Annotated in this window: 15 protein-coding genes; 2 read left to right on the top strand and 13 right to left on the bottom strand. The window is 49.4% G+C overall.

All coding sequences use genetic code 11. The features are described from left to right. Positions 1-239: 239 nt before the first annotated feature. Both gmhB and LZP69_RS10740 read right to left on the bottom strand, forming a co-directional pair. A complete protein-coding gene (gmhB, locus tag LZP69_RS10745; protein ID WP_234200559.1) occupies positions 240-791 on the bottom strand; it encodes a D-glycero-beta-D-manno-heptose 1,7-bisphosphate 7-phosphatase in 552 nt (183 codons plus the stop codon). A 130-nt stretch (positions 792-921) separates the two neighbouring features. Beyond that, a complete protein-coding gene (locus LZP69_RS10740; protein ID WP_234200558.1) occupies positions 922-1,506 on the bottom strand; it encodes a uracil-DNA glycosylase family protein in 585 nt (194 codons plus the stop codon). A 206-nt stretch (positions 1,507-1,712) separates the two neighbouring features. Here LZP69_RS10740 and LZP69_RS10735 point away from each other — a divergent pair, with 206 nt between their 5' ends. Together LZP69_RS10735 and LZP69_RS10730 are read left to right on the top strand one after the other, a co-directional pair. After that, positions 1,713-2,390, top strand: coding sequence for a GntR family transcriptional regulator (locus tag LZP69_RS10735; protein WP_234200557.1), 678 nt, complete (start codon positions 1,713-1,715; stop codon positions 2,388-2,390). A gap of 84 nt (positions 2,391-2,474) precedes the next feature. Continuing rightward, positions 2,475-3,539, top strand: a complete 1,065-nt coding sequence (locus LZP69_RS10730; RefSeq protein WP_234200556.1) for a ketoacyl-ACP synthase III — start codon at positions 2,475-2,477, stop codon at positions 3,537-3,539. Positions 3,540-3,609: 70 nt separating this feature from the next. On the opposite strand, the gene LZP69_RS10725 is transcribed toward LZP69_RS10730, so the two are convergent. The 11 genes from LZP69_RS10725 to LZP69_RS10675 all read right to left on the bottom strand — a co-directional run bounded on the left by LZP69_RS10725 (position 3,610) and on the right by LZP69_RS10675 (position 17,749). Next, positions 3,610-4,209: a lecithin retinol acyltransferase family protein gene (locus LZP69_RS10725; protein ID WP_234200555.1), complete on the bottom strand. Its 600-nt coding sequence runs from the start codon at positions 4,207-4,209 to the stop codon at positions 3,610-3,612. A gap of 240 nt (positions 4,210-4,449) precedes the next feature. Then, complete coding sequence (locus LZP69_RS10720; protein ID WP_234200553.1) at positions 4,450-5,130, bottom strand: exonuclease domain-containing protein; 681 nt, start codon at positions 5,128-5,130, stop codon at positions 4,450-4,452. A gap of 1 nt (position 5,131) precedes the next feature. Beyond that, the gene (locus LZP69_RS10715; RefSeq protein ID WP_234200551.1) at positions 5,132-6,979 is read right to left on the bottom strand and encodes a DUF294 nucleotidyltransferase-like domain-containing protein; all 1,848 of its coding nucleotides are present in this window, start codon (positions 6,977-6,979) and stop codon (positions 5,132-5,134) included. Between the two features lie 167 nt (positions 6,980-7,146). Beyond that, positions 7,147-8,865: a sodium:solute symporter family protein gene (locus tag LZP69_RS10710; RefSeq protein WP_234200549.1), complete on the bottom strand. Its 1,719-nt coding sequence runs from the start codon at positions 8,863-8,865 to the stop codon at positions 7,147-7,149. A 12-nt stretch (positions 8,866-8,877) separates the two neighbouring features. After that, positions 8,878-9,144 carry a DUF4212 domain-containing protein gene (locus LZP69_RS10705; protein WP_234200547.1) on the bottom strand — a complete coding sequence of 89 codons (267 nt, stop codon included), beginning with the start codon at positions 9,142-9,144 and terminating at the stop codon, positions 8,878-8,880. 375 nt (positions 9,145-9,519) lie between these two features. Beyond that, positions 9,520-9,771 carry a hypothetical protein gene (locus LZP69_RS10700; RefSeq protein ID WP_234200545.1) on the bottom strand — a complete coding sequence of 84 codons (252 nt, stop codon included), beginning with the start codon at positions 9,769-9,771 and terminating at the stop codon, positions 9,520-9,522. 20 nt (positions 9,772-9,791) lie between these two features. Next, the gene (locus tag LZP69_RS10695; RefSeq protein WP_234200544.1) at positions 9,792-10,088 is read right to left on the bottom strand and encodes a hypothetical protein; all 297 of its coding nucleotides are present in this window, start codon (positions 10,086-10,088) and stop codon (positions 9,792-9,794) included. Between the two features lie 9 nt (positions 10,089-10,097). After that, positions 10,098-10,322: a hypothetical protein gene (locus tag LZP69_RS10690; RefSeq protein WP_234200543.1), complete on the bottom strand. Its 225-nt coding sequence runs from the start codon at positions 10,320-10,322 to the stop codon at positions 10,098-10,100. Between the two features lie 34 nt (positions 10,323-10,356). After that, positions 10,357-11,562 (bottom strand): hypothetical protein, encoded by a 1,206-nt coding sequence (locus tag LZP69_RS10685; RefSeq protein ID WP_234200542.1) that lies wholly within the window; start codon positions 11,560-11,562, stop codon positions 10,357-10,359. Further along, complete coding sequence (locus tag LZP69_RS10680) at positions 11,562-17,366, bottom strand: phage tail tip protein J-related protein (protein ID WP_234200541.1); 5,805 nt, start codon at positions 17,364-17,366, stop codon at positions 11,562-11,564. The genes LZP69_RS10685 and LZP69_RS10680 overlap by 1 nt, the downstream gene beginning before the upstream one ends. Beyond that, on the bottom strand, positions 17,354-17,749 hold the full coding sequence (locus LZP69_RS10675; protein WP_234200540.1) for a DUF6950 family protein: 396 nt from the start codon (positions 17,747-17,749) through the stop codon (positions 17,354-17,356). The genes LZP69_RS10680 and LZP69_RS10675 overlap by 13 nt, the downstream gene beginning before the upstream one ends.

Below are 17,749 nucleotides of genomic sequence, written 5' to 3'. Positions count from 1 at the left end.
AAATCGTTTTCGATTTCTCAACACCTGTGAGTGTCCACACAGATTACTTGATATGTTGTTAAAGAGCAGTGCATCTTTCGATGCTGCCGTTAGACGCTTGGTCTCGGCTTAGGGCTGCGTATTCTACTCACGCAAAGAGATGCGTCAAGCCATTTTAAACGATAAAACAGCAAAACAAGCTCAACAGCCTAATTATCGAACAAAGCGTTCAATAATGCGCCATATTACTTTGTTTTGTGTTAGATCGACTTCAAATAGGCAGGCACATCGGCAATAGAATCTAAGACTACCGTGGCTACCTCGATTGCATCTGAGGTGATCTCTTTTCCGGTGCGAACCAAAATACGGGTTGGGATCCCTGCTGCCTGAGCAGCAAGCATATCATCACGCTTGTCACCCACCATGACAGACTTGGCGAGATCAATTTTCAAAAACTTAGCCGCACTAACTATCATTCCAGGTTTGGGTTTACGGCAATCACAGTCGACCTTGTATTCACCTATTCCTTTCTCACTGTGGTGAGGACAGTAATAGATACCGTCGAGATCGACGCCCTTGTCGGCAAAGTTCCAATCCATCCATTCCGTCAGTGTATGAAACTGATCTTCGGTATATAACCCGCGGGCGATCCCTGACTGATTGGTGACCACAACCAGCTTATACCCCATCTGTTTGAGCGCAGCACAAGCTTCGAATACGCCTTCAACGTACTCAAAATCATCCACTTGATGTACATAACCATGGTCAATATTAATGACACCATCACGATCCAGGAACACTGCCGATTTCACAGAAAATCACCTCAAGAAAAGGTTAACCCAATAAAATTGACGCTATTATCACACCCTTAACAAAAAAATGCACCGCAAATGATCACTTTCTAAGATGTCTGCATAACCCCAGATTCGCCTATGCGTCCGTCTAAATAACTGGCGTTATAATGCTGGCTACACGTTGCTTTAATTCAGGTAGCAAGGTTTTTACAAACCAGGGATGACGCTTCAACCAGATATTATTCCGCGGGCTCGGATGAGGCAAAGGCATTATCTGCCCCCCATAAGCTTGCCAACTGCTCACTCGCGCAGTCACTGTATTGTTGTCATTAAAATGATATTGCTGAGCATACTGGCCTATTGGCAGAGTTAACTCGATATGAGGTAACTGTTCAAGCAACGCCCGACGCCATTTGTCGGCGCAGATCTTAGGTGGAGGGAGATCACCACTTGCTCCTCGACCAGGATAACAAAAAGCCATAGGTAAAATGGCAAATAGCCTGGGATCATAAAACTGCTGGCGCGTCACGCCCAACCACTCCCGTAATCTGTCGCCACTGGCATCGTCAAAGGGCAAGCCGCTGCGATTAGCCGCCGCCCCCGGTGCCAGTCCTGCAATTAAGATTTTGGCAGACGATGACGCCTGGATAATGGGGTGTACATCCTCAGGCAGTTCAGCCTCGCAGTGCCGACATGCCCTAATCTGCGTTATCAGTTGTGTTAATGCTGTCATCTGATCATGCTCATCAGCTGTACTCCTTGGCAAAAATTTATCCTAATCTTAAGATACTTATTACTAATTAAGTGCCATCGGCCTTGCCAAAAAACTTGCTCAACGATTCGTTTAGGAGAGGAAACCCTAGTTTTCCTTTATTTATAACGCTATAAACTGTACTCTTAATCAGCTTATGCCGCATTACAGCAATTAATACTGGAACCATGAGTCAAATAAGAACAAATAAGCATATCACACGTACTCAGGTTGTCGTCGCAAAGCTTAGAGAAAAGATACTTTCGGGGGAATTAGGTGCCGGGGAAGCATTAAGACAGAGCGCATTAGCTGACTCTCTCAATGTTAGCCGTATCCCGTTAAGGGAAGCACTGGTTCAGCTTGAAGCCGAAGGGCTGGTAAAATTCGAAGCACATAAGGGGGCAAGTGTTGCGCCTTTATCTGCTAAACAGGTAACTGAGTTATTCGAATTACGCGCGTTAATTGAAACTGATCTGTTATCTAAAGCCATTAGAAATATGACTGATGCCGTGATAGCACAAGCCGAATCGCATCTATCCGATTTAGAAAATGCCTTTGAAGACAGTCAAGCCATTAGCACCTGGAGTAAACTCAATACACAGTTCCACACCTGTTTATACCAGGCCGCAAATCGCCCGCACACATTAGAGATGGTAAAAGGGCTAAATACCAATTGCGACCGATATATTCGTTTGCATTTGCTGTTACTGGGTAGCATACCCAGAGCGGCCCATGATCATAGGGAATTGCTTGAGTATTGCCGACAACGAAACGCCGAAAAGGCCACGGCATTACTTAAGACACATATACTCGATGCCGCTGACTCCATTCGTGAGATGGTGACACAACAACAGGTCGAGATCTAAACCGATCTTACCTGCAGAATTTACAGTTTATTTTGATTAAGGCAGCACGCTCTTCCTGCCGTAGATGATTTGAGAGAATATACGATGCAGTACGCCACCATCACAGGTTGGGGAAAATGTGTTCCTCCAGCCACGCTGACAAACCATGATCTTGCGACATTTATCGATACCTCCGATGAATGGATTAAACCACGTACAGGCATCAGTCAGCGTCATATCAGCCACGTCGATACTTCGGCTCTGGCCTCTGTTGCTGCAAAGCGGGCACTGGCCGCCGCCGGACTCGAAGGCAGCGACATAGATCTGATCATTTTGGCGACCGCCAGCCCTGACACCTTAATTCCCAATATCGCATCAACGGTACAGGCTGAGATCGGCGCGCAATGCGGAGCCTTCGATATCAACGCTGCTTGCAGTGGCTTCCTTTATGGACTGGGTCTGGCCAGCTCACAAATTAAGAGTGGTCAATGTCAACGTGTCCTGGTGATAGGCGCCGAACGCCTCTCTTTCTATCTTGACTGGTCTCGACGTGAAACCGCAGTGCTCTTCGGTGATGGTGCCGGCGCTGTCGTAGTTGAAGCCACAGACCAGCCTGGCGGCGTACTGGGATATGAGTTAAATAATGACCCCGAAGGCCGAGATATACTCAAAGCCGGTTTCGGTACCGCCATGGACAGGTTTAACTCAGCGTCATTAGATTTCTACATTGAATTCAATGGTCAGGAGATCTTTAAACGCGCTATCGCCGGCATGGGCAAACTCAGCACTAAAGTGCTCGAAAAGTGCAATGTAGATAAAGATGAGATAGATCTCGTGATACCGCATCAAGCAAACGAGCGCATCATAGACACACTCATCAGCCGTATGAAACTGCCTAAAGAAAAGGCCATGGTGAACATTGCTAATTACGGTAATACTTCTGCGGCTACTATCCCTATCGCGATTTGCGATGCGCTGGAGCAAGGCCGTATTGTGCCCAACCAAACCATCTTGTCCTGTGCATTTGGCGCCGGCCTGACCTCTGCAGCAGTTCTGTTCAAATGGGGCGATCGTGTAACCCCTATTAATAGCTGTGATGCAGAACTGCCACCATGTGATAAAACAGGCATAGAGTTAGTCGCCCCGGCGGTTAAACATTTCTGCGGTTAACTCAATAAAGTCATTCAGCAAATGAAACGTCAGCCCGATAAAGGCTGACGTTTTTTATATCCAGTGCACTTTATTCAGAGGTCAGTGCCAGTTCATCCCCCAGTTCATCCCAATATAGAGCCTGATCGAAATAACGCCCTAGCTGCTGATTTAAGGCATTAAAGCTTGTGATGCTTTTCTCCTCACCACTGACACATGACCAGACAAAACGGTGGCAATTATTATCAAAAAGATCATATTCACGATACTGAAAAATAGCCTGCTCGGCTCTGTGCAAAGCATCGGGGGCGATCAGCGGCTGATGTTGATGATCGCAGGCCTGATAAATACGGCTACCACTGCGTCCAGCAAGAAAACGTTTTGAAGATACGGCTCTGACAAGGCCGCTGCCATGCAGCTCAATCAAGGTATCATCGCCAATCCAGATACCTGTATGCTCAATTACACCGAAAACAAAACAGCAGACGACTGCCCCCGGCTCAGGCTTAACCTTCACCTCCCCTCTGTTGAGCAGACTCGGAGATAAAGGTGCGGCTTGCTCGGCAAGGTATTTAGTTGGTGCCCGGCCAAGACGCCTGTCTAACATCAACTGCTTATGCTTATTGCGCTCATCGGCTACAAAGATGGCACCCAACGCCGCGCCACCAAGCCAAATCAGAGGTAATGCCATAGCCACTCCCTTTTATTCAATCAGCGCGCTTTGCCACAAATTACTGTTAAGCGCCTTAATTAACATAACCTAAAGGCACGACAGCACAGAGATTTTTATCGGGATAAAATGTAACCAGGCTTTTCTAATGAAGTGTAAAAATAGGAAGATGGCTTGCCCAGCGCAAGATGACTTTTACCAGATTCTTAATTCTGCCAGATTCTCAATGCTGCCCAACAAGCAAATCGATCATCACGGCCGTTACTCCAGCAGATCGCAGACCTTAACCCGCTCAGCCCCGCCCATATCGGCCACCTGTGCTAACAACAACTCCCCGCAGGCCAAGGCGTCGATAATCGCATTGTGAGCGGCATAAACTGGCAGGTTGTAACGCTGCCGGCTTGCGCCAAGCCGTAAACTGCCTTTCTCCAGCATCTCATGCTGTCTAAGCAGGCGCTTTTTCTCTATTGCTAAGGTATCCAAACCGATAAACTTAGTCGTTTCTCCCAAGGTCGCCAACAAAGCCTGCTGGATGAATTTCAGATCAAGCGGTGCATGATGGGCAACTAGGATTTTTCCTTCCGTAACCTGTAACAACCAGGCGATCACCGCATCGAGTGTCTCCCCCTGAGTCAGATGCGCATCCAAAATCCCGTGGATCACGGCGCTGTTTCCCACACTGCCACGGATCTGCACCAACCTGTGCTCGGCGCGCTGTAAGATGATCTGTCCCCGCTCAATGGGTATCAGTCCAATGCTTAAAATCTGATCTTGAGAGGAGTTCAGCCCTGTCATCTCTAAGTCCAGTGCAACCAAACTGGCTTCATAAATGGATTTATCCAGCTCAGAGAGCAAGGCTCTTTGGTAGGATTTCAATTGCTTATGCTCGGCTCTGAAGGCTCGCCAACATAAACGGCTTTTCAGTAGCGACAGCTTGAGCATATTAAAGGGTCCGGGTGAATTTGAGTTTTAAACCAGCCTGAGCATCATGCACAACCTTAAACGCATCTCGCAGCTGATGACGCACCAAGGATGAGACTTGCTGAGGCTTTAAGAAGTTGCTCAAGGGCTCGCCATGGGTAAATTGATAGCCCTGATTGGACAGACGCATGTGAGCAATAAATTCGTGGGCATCGGCAAGATTCAGTGCATCTTTTCGATGAATGATATTCTTCTCCATCAATGCCCGGATCCGCTTGGCGGTATTGACCTCTTTAATCCCCGCAGACAAAGCATACACCCTGGCGATGTCATTGATTAGCGCATTGCCTTTATGTTTTAGATCTATCCCTTTCACCTCTTGTCCATCGCGCTCTAAGACAAACTTCCTAAAAAAGCCTAAAGGAGGCGAGACTTTTAACGAGTTAATCGCCATACCTGCAAGAAAGATGTCGTTATCTTTTGTCGAGGCCAGCACTTCTGACTGCAGCGAGTCGAACAGTGAACTGGCACCATAAACACAACGCATATCGAAGAAGATACTGGCGTGCATTAGCGCCTTAGGCTCGGGTCTTTCGACCCAGTGTTTAAACTTTTGCTGCCACTGCTTCAGGCTCATTTGCCACTTAGGGTTTTGCGCCATGATATCGCCTGGGCAATAGACATAACCACAGCTGTCCAGACCCGCACACACGGCCTTGGTTAGGGTATGAAAATAAGCCTTGGCATAATCATCCATCTCATGGGCGAGTAGCAAACCATTGTCTTGATCGGAACAGGCCGCCTGATCCTGCCGCCCCTGAGAGCCAAATGCCAGCCAACAATAGGGCATAGGCGCCTCGCCTAATATCTGCTCGTTAAGCACTATGAGACGCCGAGTCAGTGCATCTGTGACCGAAGTTAGAATCCGCCCTATCTCCTCTGCCCTGGCATCGGCACCAATTAAGTTTTGCAGCAGCAAGGGGATCTGTTTACTGACACTTATCAGGCTTTCGACACTGTTTTGCCGCTCAATTTCGCCGATCAAGAGTAAAGGCTGTGAACTTTGGCTACGCAAAATGTCTGTGCTGGTGATAATTCCCACGGGCTCACCATCATCGACTATGGGCAAATGATGAATATTATGCTCACTCATCAACAACATAGCTTCGAAAACCAGTGCTGAGGAATGCAATGAAACCGGCTGGCTTGTCATCGCCTGATGCGCGGGCAGACTGGCATCAAGCCCCTCAGCCAACACCCGATTACGCAGGTCCCTGTCGGTTAATATCCCCACCATTTTATGATTATCCATCAGCAACACAGAGGAGACCCTGGCATCTCGCATGCAGCGGGCAGCTAGAGTCACTGTGGCATGGCAATCGAGAGTCAACGGCTGCTTAGACATCAGACTGCTTACCCTATTGGTAGAGCCTAAATCTATCGCCTTGAAACGGCCTTGGTGGCGCAGACGCTTGGCAAAGGCGCGATTAAAGAAACGATCAAATTCACGGCTCTCACTGCGTAAAGCGTTAAAGGTATCTGGGTCTAAGTGATAAACCAAACCATCTTCTAAGATAAGAATACGGTTACTGATCTTCTCGCCGGAAAGCAGAGAGGGGAAACCAAAAAAATCGCCATCACTGAGTCTGTCGATCAACTCTTCATCTTGATCGCGCACCTCAAACACACCGCTACGGACTATGTAGAGCTGAGGATGGGATTCATCTAACGGGACATATTTAGCCGCTTTACTGTAATAGCCTACGGTCAATGCACGGCAACAACGCTCAAGTGTTGCATCAGACAAACTATTAAAAGGCACAAGCTGATGTAAAAACTGGCTGATGGGAAGTAGCTCGCTGGCATCCATGTTATGTCTCAGAGTCAACTGTGATATTGATACTATAACTTTAGCGAACAAAGACTTGATATACGACTAAAGGCCAGATAAGTCATCAGATGCAATACCTATAGAAACACAAGCCAAACAAAAGAAAAAGGAGCGCGATGCGCTCCTTTCATTGCCTAACTCAAAGCTTAGTGTTCATGGGCCTGACCCGAGCCTTTAGGGAAACGGATTGACTCAACCATGTCCACCACATTTTGTGGCACTGCTGCCGTGACTTTGCTGACCACAAATGCAACACCAAAGTTCACTAACATACCTACCATACCTATGCCCTCTGGCGAGATACCAAACAACCAGTTCGATGCATTGTTATCACCAGGATTAATAAATTTAAAGTAGATGATGTAAGAGGCCGAGAACAGCAGACCAGTCACCATACCCGCAATCGCACCCTCTTTATTCATGGTTCTTGAGAAGATACCCATGATGATCGCCGGGAACAGAGATGAAGCCGCCAAACCGAATGCGATCGCCACCACTGCGGCCACAAAGCCTGGAGGGTTGATACCAAAGTAACCCGCCATCACAATACCGGCCGCAGCGGCGATACGTGCATACATCAATTCCTGTTTATCCGAGATATCCGGCATCAAATTCTTCTTAAGCAAGTCATGGGATACCGAAGTCGAGATAACCAGGAGCAAACCAGCGGAAGTAGACAGTGCTGCCGCCAAACCACCTGCCGCAACCAACGCAATGACCCAAGCTGGCAGGCTAGCAATTTCAGGCGTTGCCAACACCATGATATCGCGGTCGATCTTCATCTCATTGGTATCACCTTTGGCATAATAGATGTTGCCATCACTGTTCTTGTCATCCCATTGGATCAAACCGGTTTTTTCCCAGTTTTTAATCCAATCTGGCGCAGTCTCATAAGCGACACCTGTCGATTCAGGACCATTGATGGTTTCAATCATATTTACGCGAGAGAAAGCGGCCAAAGCAGGAATAGTGGTGTACATGATAGCGATAAATACCAAGGTCCAGCCGGCTGAGACACGCGCATCTTTCACCTTAGGCACAGTGAAGAAACGCACAATCACGTGAGGCAGACCCGCAGTACCAAACATCAGCGCCGCAGTGATACAGAAGACATCGATCATGCCTTTGGAGCCTTCGGTATATTGGGAGAATCCAAGCTGCGCCGATAAACCATCGAGTTTATCGAGCAGATAAGTGCCTGTCCCATTCCCCGCGGCATCAATTAGCTCAGCGCCAAAACCAATCTGAGGCAGGATATGACCTGTCATCATGATTGAGATGAAGATAGCTGGCACCATGAAAGCAAAGATAAGCACACAATATTGAGCAACCTGAGTGTAGGTGATCCCCTTCATGCCGCCTAATACCGCATAGAAGAACACCACAGCCATGCCTATGTATACGCCCGTGTTGATATCGACCTCAAGGAAGCGCGAGAACACCACACCCACACCACGCATCTGACCCGCAATATAGGTGAAGCTGATGAAGATAGCGCACACAACGGCAACGGTACGCGCCGCCTGTGAGTAATAACGGTCACCGATAAAGTCTGGCACTGTGTACTTACCAAACTTACGCAGGTAAGGCGCCATACAGAGCGCCAACAGTACGAAACCGCCCGTCCAGCCCATCAGGTAAACCGAACCATCATAACCCACGAAGGAGACGATACCCGCCAAAGAGATAAATGAAGCCGCCGACATCCAGTCCGCCGCCGTCGCCATACCATTTACAACCGGATGCACACCGCCGCCTGCAACGTAAAACTCTTTAGTCGAGCCAGCACGAGACCAGATAGCGATGCCGATATAGAGGGCAAAGGTAAAGCCCACTATAAGATAAGTTAGTGTTTGAACATCCATACTCGTCACTCCTTAATCTTCATGAACATTGTATTTTTCATCTAACGCGTTAGCTTTCTTCACGTAGATAAAAATCAGTGCAACGAATACATAAATCGATCCCTGCTGTGCAAACCAGAATCCCAGTTTGAAGCCCATCAGGTGGATCTCGTTCAACACATCAACTAATAAAATGCCACAGCCATACGACACCGCAGCCCAAATTGCCAGCAGTCCTAATACCAAGCGTAAATTTTCACGCCAGTAACCTTCTGCCTTTTCGTTATTTTCAAAAGCCATAGCGACTCCCCTATGCTGATTATTGTTAAGTCATCAAGTAATCTAGCAAGTAACGAAATAACAACAATCGAGACCTTAGTCTAACGCCCACGTCAACATTGGAAATCACAAAGCATTTACATAATTAAAAACATATACTTATAAAATTAAATTACTTTTACGTAAACGTAATAATGATTAGACTAAGGTCGGACGGCATGTTGCATAAATGTAGAAAAAACCGCCGTTTGGTGTAGCGCGCCGCTTGGTTTTGAATATGAAATCGCTTAGTTTTGAATATTTGCGAGTTCGTTAGGTTTTGAAAACTCAGGTCGGGTAGTTTGAGGCCCTCTAATTTAAACCGCCGTTAAACTCCTTTTTAACGGCTGATTTAATCTACTTCTTTCCACTCTTCGCAGCAGGCTTTTTCTCAGTGGCTTCTAATGCCTGACGTTGCTTGCCGATCAACTGCACAAGTGAGTTCACATCTTGGCCATGCTCTTCTGGATTGAATCCAGTGGCATCGACCACAGCTTTAATGATTTTATCTTTCTCCTGCAGCGCTTCGCTTAAGTCGAAAATTCGAGCCTTGAGGGCTGTTGCCTGAGCTTGTAATTGCTGCTCGTGTTGAGTAGGTGTGGCTTCCATGTTTTTATCCTTTTCTGTGATTAGTGGTACTGGCCTATGAGGCAGTGTAAAACCTCATGTCCCAGCGTCATAGTGATGTCATCGTCAACCGCTTTGGGTTGCTGCAGATAAACATCGCACTGGTTGTCACTCGGCGACCACACAGCAAAGCCTCGTTCTTTGCCAATCAGTCCCCTTGCCTGCGCTGCTGATGCAAGCTCAGCCGAAGACATAAAATGACGCTGCAGTATCACCTGCTCGCGATCAAACTCAGGCTTAACTGGCTTGCCACATGCTGCCAATAAACAGCACACCATCAGTGCGATAGTAAATCTCATCTGAGATACCTAACTGTTCTCAGGCAGGCGACGGGTAATGCGTGCGCCATCGACGGTACACTCTACTGTAGTAGAGGCTACTGGCGTTACACTGCCGCCCTCAGCTGGGTATTGCAGGTTAATATGACCGTGCTGAAATGTGGCATCTGGGCAAGCGGTTAAAAAATCGCTGACCGCTTGGTTGATGGCTGCATTCATCGCGTCTTGCGCTGTGGCTAAATCGTTTAGTGTCATGGTGGTTTCCTTATGGTGTTAAATTAAATACTGGTTATAAGCCGAAGAAACTTAGATACATATTGAATGTGGCGCTAATAATGTATGTCGGCTTGAGCTTGTGGCGGATCTCCACCTTAACGCTGATGTTATACTCCTTGTCTACGGTGCCGCTGACGTTGGCGCTGAATGTCAATTGTCGGCTGGCGCTGCGCCAAGAGGTGTAATTGCTCGGCGTGATTGAATAGTTAGCGTCGGCAAACGACGAGCTTAAGATCGTGTGCCGCACCTCAATGTTATCGCGCATATCCGGCCCATAGCCGATCGTGTAATGGCTCACATCTTCCGACGTGAGCGTCAGACTGCCGCCAGGGGTCGCCCCTGTGTCTCGTCCGGCAAACATGCCGCCGGGGTACTTGGTGAAATACAGCGAGCTGTAAGACGAGTAAAAATTGCTGAACGCAATCGCCCCCGAGGTCGGGATCGCGGCGTTTTGGCTAATGTTGGGCACACGCCCGCCGCCCTTGTAATACTTGTCGATCTCGAACGTCGCGCCGCCAAACAAACCCATAATATCACTGGCACTAATCCCACCACTGCTGATGCCCAGCGGGATCAATAGGCCATTACCAGGATCAAGCACGGTTTTGATTGACCACACATCACTGACGCCGCCAATGGTTAATGTGGTGCTAACTGTGGTGTTATACAGGCTGCTGGAGTTCATGCGCACATAGACGCGATCGCCGTTGCTGACCGTGGTGCTGGTCGTGCGCCAGCCAGTAGTCGAGTTGTTTACAGCGAACTGCGCGCCGTTGCCGCTAATGCTGATCGTCGCTGCCGCGTTAATGCCTGACACAATAAAGCTGTTGTGGTTGTATAACACACTGGGCGCCGCGTCGGTTATGTCAGTAAAACTAAAAGCATTCGGCGTGGTATCAACACTCGATATAACAGAAAAACTCTTACTTTGTGCCGACTGTGCTGTGGCTGAAAAGGTCAAAGAGAAGCTACCTAAAGTAGCTCCAGACTTAATAGTTTTAACAGCACTTTGCCCATTAGTAAGGGATAAATTGCTAGTATTGGTAAATACTCCAGAAGAGAAATTTGATACTGAGGCTGTGCCACTATACCCATTAAAGCTTGCGGAGAATGTTAATGTATCCCCAGCCACTAGTTGTACACCAGTGCCGCCAATGAATAATTGGAAACCAAACTCGGAATCGTAGGCAGCACTTATACCGACGTTATAATTAGCCATTAGTTCAGCCTCCCGCGCAGCTCAGCCACTTCCGCCCTAAGCTCTTTAATCGCGGCCGCCATCATAGCAACTAACTCATGACCTCCCTGTTTAATGGTCTTGTGCTGCATATTATTTTCAGTCACCACATGATCAATGGTGGCCTCAATATCCTGGGCGATCACGCCCGATTCTGACTCCCAACCTGTATGCTTGCCGTCCTCGAAAGTCATTTTTTCGTAGTAGCCAGTGCGCCATGAACAGACTTTATCCAGTGCATTTTCAAACGGGGTGAAATTGCGCTTAACGTTCCAGTCTGAGGTTTGATAGCCTTTGACGTTCCCTGTGGCGTACACATCACCAGGACAAATAATCGCACCGTTAGTGTCAAACAACCATTCTTTGGTCGGATAGCCATCATTACCGCCAAAAGCAATATAGGCATAATCCCACCCACTATTCGTGCGCTTATGTCCCATAGACAGATGTTGTCGATACCCGTTATCTGCCTTGCTGTTGCTAGCAAACGAGGGATAGTATTGTGTGCCATTAGCGCGGGCATGGTCTGGGTGGTTCGCTCGGAAAGCGCCGATGTAACCAATGTTCGCCAGTGCCGCACCCTTGCCTGAGTAATAAGAGTGGCTCTGACCCTCGCAAAGGAAATCTTTGCCACCATACACCCGCACAAAGGTAGTATCGGTCATGTAAATACCGCCACCGTAAGTGCCATTATACCAGCCAGTCGCACCGCTTGACCTGAACCAGTTGGAACAGTTTACCGAGTTAGCAATACCAGAATCGTAGCCGGTATAAATGCGGCCGCCTACTATTGCACCCATAACTGAAAGGTTGCCAGTAGAAGCAGTAAGGTGCATTGCGGAATAGGAGTCATAATAATCCCAAGACCATCCAGTAACCCCGTTACCGCTAGACCTTTGCGAGAACCATGTACTGCCCATGACAGCACTATTAACCCGCATAAGGTTTTGATTGCCAGTACCAAATGCTATCGGGTTCGAGCCAGATGCGGTAACTGTGCCAGTTAATGTGCCACCACTTATAGGCAGCGCACCCACATCACTTGCAGTAAGGCTTATATTCGCTGAGCCATCAAAACTAACTCCTGATATAGTTCTTGGTGTTTGTAGCTTAGTGGCAGAGGCAGCATTACCAGTTAAAGGTAAAGCACCCACATCTGCTGCCGTGTGCGTGTGTGACGTTAGCGCGTATTCACTGTGTGTATGTGAAGTCGCGGCATAACCACTGTGCGTATGTGACAGTGCCGCAAACTTACTGCTGACCGCTGTGCCCTGGTCGTACAATACGCCGGTACTGCTGGCAATCTTGGTCGCAAAGTTGTTGACGTGCAGATCGCCATTGAGTACTGACGCGCCCTGGCCGCCCACAGTGAAATAGTTAACACTGTTGCTGGCCAGTGTTTGGATCACGATGCCGCCAGAGCTGCCGACCGGCTCAGTGGCGGTAAATGACAGCGTCGCCGCAGATAACAAACTGCTGGCGTCGGCAACAGTGATCACCGCACTGTACACATGGTTCTGTCCCTGGGTGGTGGCAAGGTCGGAAAATTCCCAGTTTATCGCGCCAAAGTGCAATTCCCAGGGGTCGCCTGGTGGCTGGATCACGCTGCCGCTAAAGACCTGAGTGTCCAAGGTGGTGCTGTCGCGCTTAATCGCCACAGTCACGCTGGGCGCGCTCGGTTTTGTGCCTAGCCCGGTCGAAAATACGCCGCCCATGTAGACGCGCAGCTTGGTGGTTAAGCCGCCGCTGGCAATCGCGCCCAGGGTGATAGTGCGACTGACACAAGTGCCGGAACCTGTCTTGGTACCGCCGGTTGTCACTGCGCTTGGGTCGATGCGCGCCAAGCTGTTTAGAAAACTGACGTCGAGCATATCCTCAGCAATAGAGCTGGTCGGCAGGTTGACATACTGAGTCACTGCTAGGCTATCGGCGGTAATTGAGCCACCGACAAAGTTGGCGGCGGTGAGGTTTCTTACCAACGCATCGGCGATCACGGTTTTCCCTGTGGTGGCATCGATGATAAAGGGTGACACCGATTCGGTTGCATCATCGCTATCAGGCGGCAATACGATAAATTTGTCAGCGTTAAAGTAGATCGCCGTTTCATCAGGATTAGCCAGCAAGCCAATGCCCGCTACGCGCCCGTTAGCATCCACTTTTAATGAATAAAACGCCTCGTTTTCGTTGGCGGTCATGCGCTGCTCAACGGCGGTAACGCTGGCCTTTGTGGCGTAACTGGTTAAGCTGCTATTGGTTGCATAATCGGCGCTGGCTAACGCGGTGTTGGTTACATAACTGCTTAACGTGGTGCCCAAGCTGCTGGTTGTCACATAGGCAGTTAAATCGCTGCTCTTAGCAAACTGCTCATTGGCGAGCTGGGTGCTGGTGACATAGCTCGATAACCTGGTATCCAAGTCCGTCTGCAGCACGTAAGCGGTTAAGTCGGTGTTTGTGGCATAATCGGCATTCGCTAACGCCGTGGTGGTCACATAGCTGTTTAGCGTGCTGGTTAAGTCCGTTTCTAACACATAGGCGGTTAAACTGGTGTTTGTGGCGTAATCTGCGCTTGCTAGCTCGGTCTGTGTCACATAACTATTTAACGTGACATCAAGGTCATCTTGTTGCACATAAGCCGTTAAACTGGTGTTTGTGGCGTAATCTGCGCTTGCTAGCTCGGTCTGTGTCACATAACTATTTAACGTGACATCAAGGTCATCTTGTTGCACATAGGCCGTTAAGCTGCTGTTCTTCGCATAATCCGCATTCGCCAAGGCTGTGGTGGTTACATAGCTGCCTAGCGTGGTGTTGAGGTCGGTTTGCTGGACGTAAGCCGTTAACGCCGTATTAGTCGCATAATCAGCGTTAGCTAGCTCTGTGTTGGTCACATAGCTATTTAATGTGGCATTAAGGTCATCTTGTTGCACATAAGCCGTTAAACTGGTGTTTGTGGCGTAATCTGCGCTTGCTAGCTCGGTCTGTGTCACATAACTATTTAACGTGACATCAAGGTCATCTTGTTGCACATAAGCCGTTAAACTGGTGTTTGTGGCGTAATCTGCGCTTGCTAGCTCGGTCTGTGTCACATAACTATTTAACGTGACATCAAGGTCATCTTGTTGCACATAGGCCGTTAAGCTGCTGTTCTTCGCATAATCCGCATTCGCCAAGGCTGTGGTGGTTACATAGCTGCCTAGCGTGGTGTTGAGGTCGGTTTGCTGGACGTAAGCCGTTAACGCCGTATTAGTCGCATAATCAGCGTTAGCTAGCTCTGTGTTGGTCACATAGCTATTTAATGTGGCATTAAGGTCATCTTGTTGCACATAAGCCGTTAAACTGGTGTTTGTGGCGTAATCTGCGTTAGCTAGCTCTGTGTTGGTCACATAGCTGTTTAATGTGACATTCAGATCGGTTTGCTGCACATAGGCGGTCAAACTGCTGTTCTTGGCAAAGTCCTCATTAGCCAGGGCGCTGGTTGTCACATAGCCGCCCAGCACCGATCCTAAATCTGTGTCGGTGATGTAATCTTCTAAAGTCAGCAACAAGCTATCGCCTGTCACATAATCGCTGAGGGATTGCGCTAACAAGTCTTGGGTTGCATAGCTGCCAAGGGCGACCATTAACGCGCTGCTATCAATATAATCACTGGCGATATTGCCCACCTGCTCGGTCAGGCCGCCGGGTTGATCGACCAGATCGATTCTGTCGCGTAGTGACTCTGTTAAGTGGTTTTCCTCAATCACCAAATCATCCATGATCAAATCAAGGATCGGCGTACTGTCCTGCGCAGTCGTTACCAGCGTCGGCCCAAACCATTCACCCACACCATAGTTGTTAACAGTTCTTGCCCACAGATAATACTGCGTTGCCGGTTGGCGTTCTGCCCACACTACGGTTTTACCGCTGCCCACAAGCAGCGCATCGGCAAACACATTGGTTTGCGCCCCATACACCTCAAAGGAGGTTGACTGGGCAGTCGCAGCGGCTGTCTGCGGCGTGACGGTTAAACTAAGCGATCCCACCTCAACCACTAGGCCTGTCACTGGCGGTGGCACACTGGCACCGATTGCTATCGTTGCAGGTACGTTCGAGCGGTTAGCGAACAGATTCACCGCCCATAGGGTGATGGTGTAATTACCGGCATCGAGCTTAGGGATATGGTGGCGGGTGCCGTCAATATTGGCCTGATACACCACCACATCTGAACTATTACTGACTTCGAGGCGATAACGATAAGCACTGTTGCCGCCGGGCGCATCCCACGTCAACACCCCCTGCCAGTTGGCATCATCACCCATGGCTGTCCACACCGCGCCAGTGGGTGTTGGGACGCGCGTTGGCGATGGCAGGTTAAGCACTGGGGTCAGTTTACGGCTGGTATAACTGCCTTTGTCATAATCAAACAGGCTGGCGGTAGTCTCGCGCAAAGTCACTTTAACGGGTTGGCCAAAATCAAATGACCAGTCCATCACCTGGTACTCGGCTTTAATTCCCAAGCGCGGCAGGTCTAGCTCAACCACCTGCCCTACGCTGATGCTCAAGCCAATCATGTTAAGCGGTACTGAGATCTGCTGCCCGGCGCGGTTAAGCTCCAAATAGAGTTTGGCTAGGCGCTGGGCGGTATAGGTCGATTGCGTAAAGGGTAGATCGATGTCCTGGTCGATATACTCATCGTTATCCTGGCCGCGATAATAGGCCGACTCATAGGGCGCAAAATCGGTGGGTTGATAAAAATTGTCAGGGTCGACAAAGGTACCGCGCACCGCGTTACACAAGGCAGCGCGTGGGGTAAAGGGGCGTAGCTCCACTTCACCGGCTAAATCGGCCTCGCCCAGGCTGAGCACATACGGCCCCTGATACACCCCAGAGAACAGCTGGTACCGACCAGAGCAGTAGGTTTGCATCCCCGCACCTGCCGTCAGCAGCTTATCCAATACAGATACGGGCGTCATCGACTGGGTAAATGTGCCATTACAGGTGTAACGCGGCTCGCTGTTGCCCTCGTCGTCATACTCTACTGGCTCATCACTGTCGTTGGCCGCCAAGGCATAAGATGGCAGATCAATCTCACTGGCCAGCGCCCCGACACCCGACTCAAAACGGGTGTAATCGAGCACACACAGCGCCCAGTTATCGCTCCATTCCCACGTGCTGTCATCATCCCATCGATGGCTACCGCTGCCACCGACAGTCGAGTCCTTACGGGGATCATAAATCTGCTTGCCCTTCACCAAGGCTTTGATATTGGGCAGGCCGCTGGCAAAAAACTCAGGGTCGTATTTCAGGCGCACATACAGATAAGTGATCCCAAGGCCAAGGTGCTCGGCTGTCCAGTTGTCACATTCGCTCACCAAATCGCTATCGGCTGCAGTCTGGTCGCCAAGATGGATATTAATCCGGGCGTGGTCGCTGTATTCGGCATCCAGACTGCCGCCACTGTATACCCGTTCATCATCAAAATAGATCTCCAGCACCTCTGTGCAGCGATGCGCCGCCAACGGGATCACCAGATGCAGAAATTCGTTGTCGGTACCAGACTCTTCGGCAAACACGATTGGGCCAGACACCATAGCTTTACCGTAAATACTGCGGCGGGCTTCGGTGGGGCTACGCAGCATCTGCTGCTGTGCCATCGCCTCATTGCCAAAGTCATCATCCGGGGTGGGGATCAGCGCTTCACGAATATACTTACCAACACTGATTTCCCACCAGGCATCAACACCCACTGCATCCCATGCTAATTTTCCAAGGGGATCGCCCTTAATCAGGGCATCGACTACCTTACCCATAAGACGTTCCAGCCCTGTTTAATCTGTGTTTTAGGATATGAGACCAAACCATCAGGCCCAAGCGCAAAACAATCGCTCCCCTGATACAGGCCCACCACATCGCCAGTTGGTGTATCGAGCAGCACCACAGCCCCACGGCGCAGCAACAAGGTACTGGTCGGCTCGCCTAACTTGGCCGCAAGCAGATCGGCAATAGAGAAATACCCCTCGCGTCGATAGGCACGTATTGCGCCAAATGCGGTGGTGTATTTACCCCTAAATTCGGCGGCTAAGTCGCCACGGCCATTGGCCTTGAGCCAGTCGGCGGCCATGAGGCAGCAGTCATGCTCGCCCCACACAAAGGGGCGATGGCGCTGCTGATTAACAAAATCTGCTAAGTTCAT

Source organism: Shewanella sp. AS1, assembly GCF_021412565.1.
GTDB lineage: Bacteria > Pseudomonadota > Gammaproteobacteria > Enterobacterales > Shewanellaceae > Shewanella.
Note: the sequence above shows the minus strand (reverse complement) of the source record. Positions and strands in the feature narration are given on the sequence as shown.

Bases quoted from the DNA above. Each gene is read 5' to 3' on its own strand.
- LZP69_RS10740 (WP_234200558.1), bottom strand. From the start codon at position 1,506: ATGACAGCATTAACACAACTGATAACGCAGATTAGGGCATGTCGGCAC.
- LZP69_RS10735 (WP_234200557.1), top strand. From the start codon at position 1,713: ATGAGTCAAATAAGAACAAATAAGCATATCACACGTACTCAGGTTGTC.
- LZP69_RS10730 (WP_234200556.1), top strand. From the start codon at position 2,475: ATGCAGTACGCCACCATCACAGGTTGGGGAAAATGTGTTCCTCCAGCC.
- LZP69_RS10725 (WP_234200555.1), bottom strand. From the start codon at position 4,209: ATGGCATTACCTCTGATTTGGCTTGGTGGCGCGGCGTTGGGTGCCATC.
- LZP69_RS10720 (WP_234200553.1), bottom strand. From the start codon at position 5,130: ATGCTCAAGCTGTCGCTACTGAAAAGCCGTTTATGTTGGCGAGCCTTC.
- LZP69_RS10715 (WP_234200551.1), bottom strand. From the start codon at position 6,979: ATGGATGCCAGCGAGCTACTTCCCATCAGCCAGTTTTTACATCAGCTT.
- LZP69_RS10710 (WP_234200549.1), bottom strand. From the start codon at position 8,865: ATGGATGTTCAAACACTAACTTATCTTATAGTGGGCTTTACCTTTGCC.
- LZP69_RS10705 (WP_234200547.1), bottom strand. From the start codon at position 9,144: ATGGCTTTTGAAAATAACGAAAAGGCAGAAGGTTACTGGCGTGAAAAT.
- LZP69_RS10700 (WP_234200545.1), bottom strand. From the start codon at position 9,771: ATGGAAGCCACACCTACTCAACACGAGCAGCAATTACAAGCTCAGGCA.
- LZP69_RS10695 (WP_234200544.1), bottom strand. From the start codon at position 10,088: ATGAGATTTACTATCGCACTGATGGTGTGCTGTTTATTGGCAGCATGT.
- LZP69_RS10690 (WP_234200543.1), bottom strand. From the start codon at position 10,322: ATGACACTAAACGATTTAGCCACAGCGCAAGACGCGATGAATGCAGCC.
- LZP69_RS10685 (WP_234200542.1), bottom strand. From the start codon at position 11,562: ATGGCTAATTATAACGTCGGTATAAGTGCTGCCTACGATTCCGAGTTT.
- LZP69_RS10680 (WP_234200541.1), bottom strand. From the start codon at position 17,366: ATGGGTAAGGTAGTCGATGCCCTGATTAAGGGCGATCCCCTTGGAAAA.
- LZP69_RS10675 (WP_234200540.1), bottom strand. From the start codon at position 17,749: ATGAACTTAGCAGATTTTGTTAATCAGCAGCGCCATCGCCCCTTTGTG.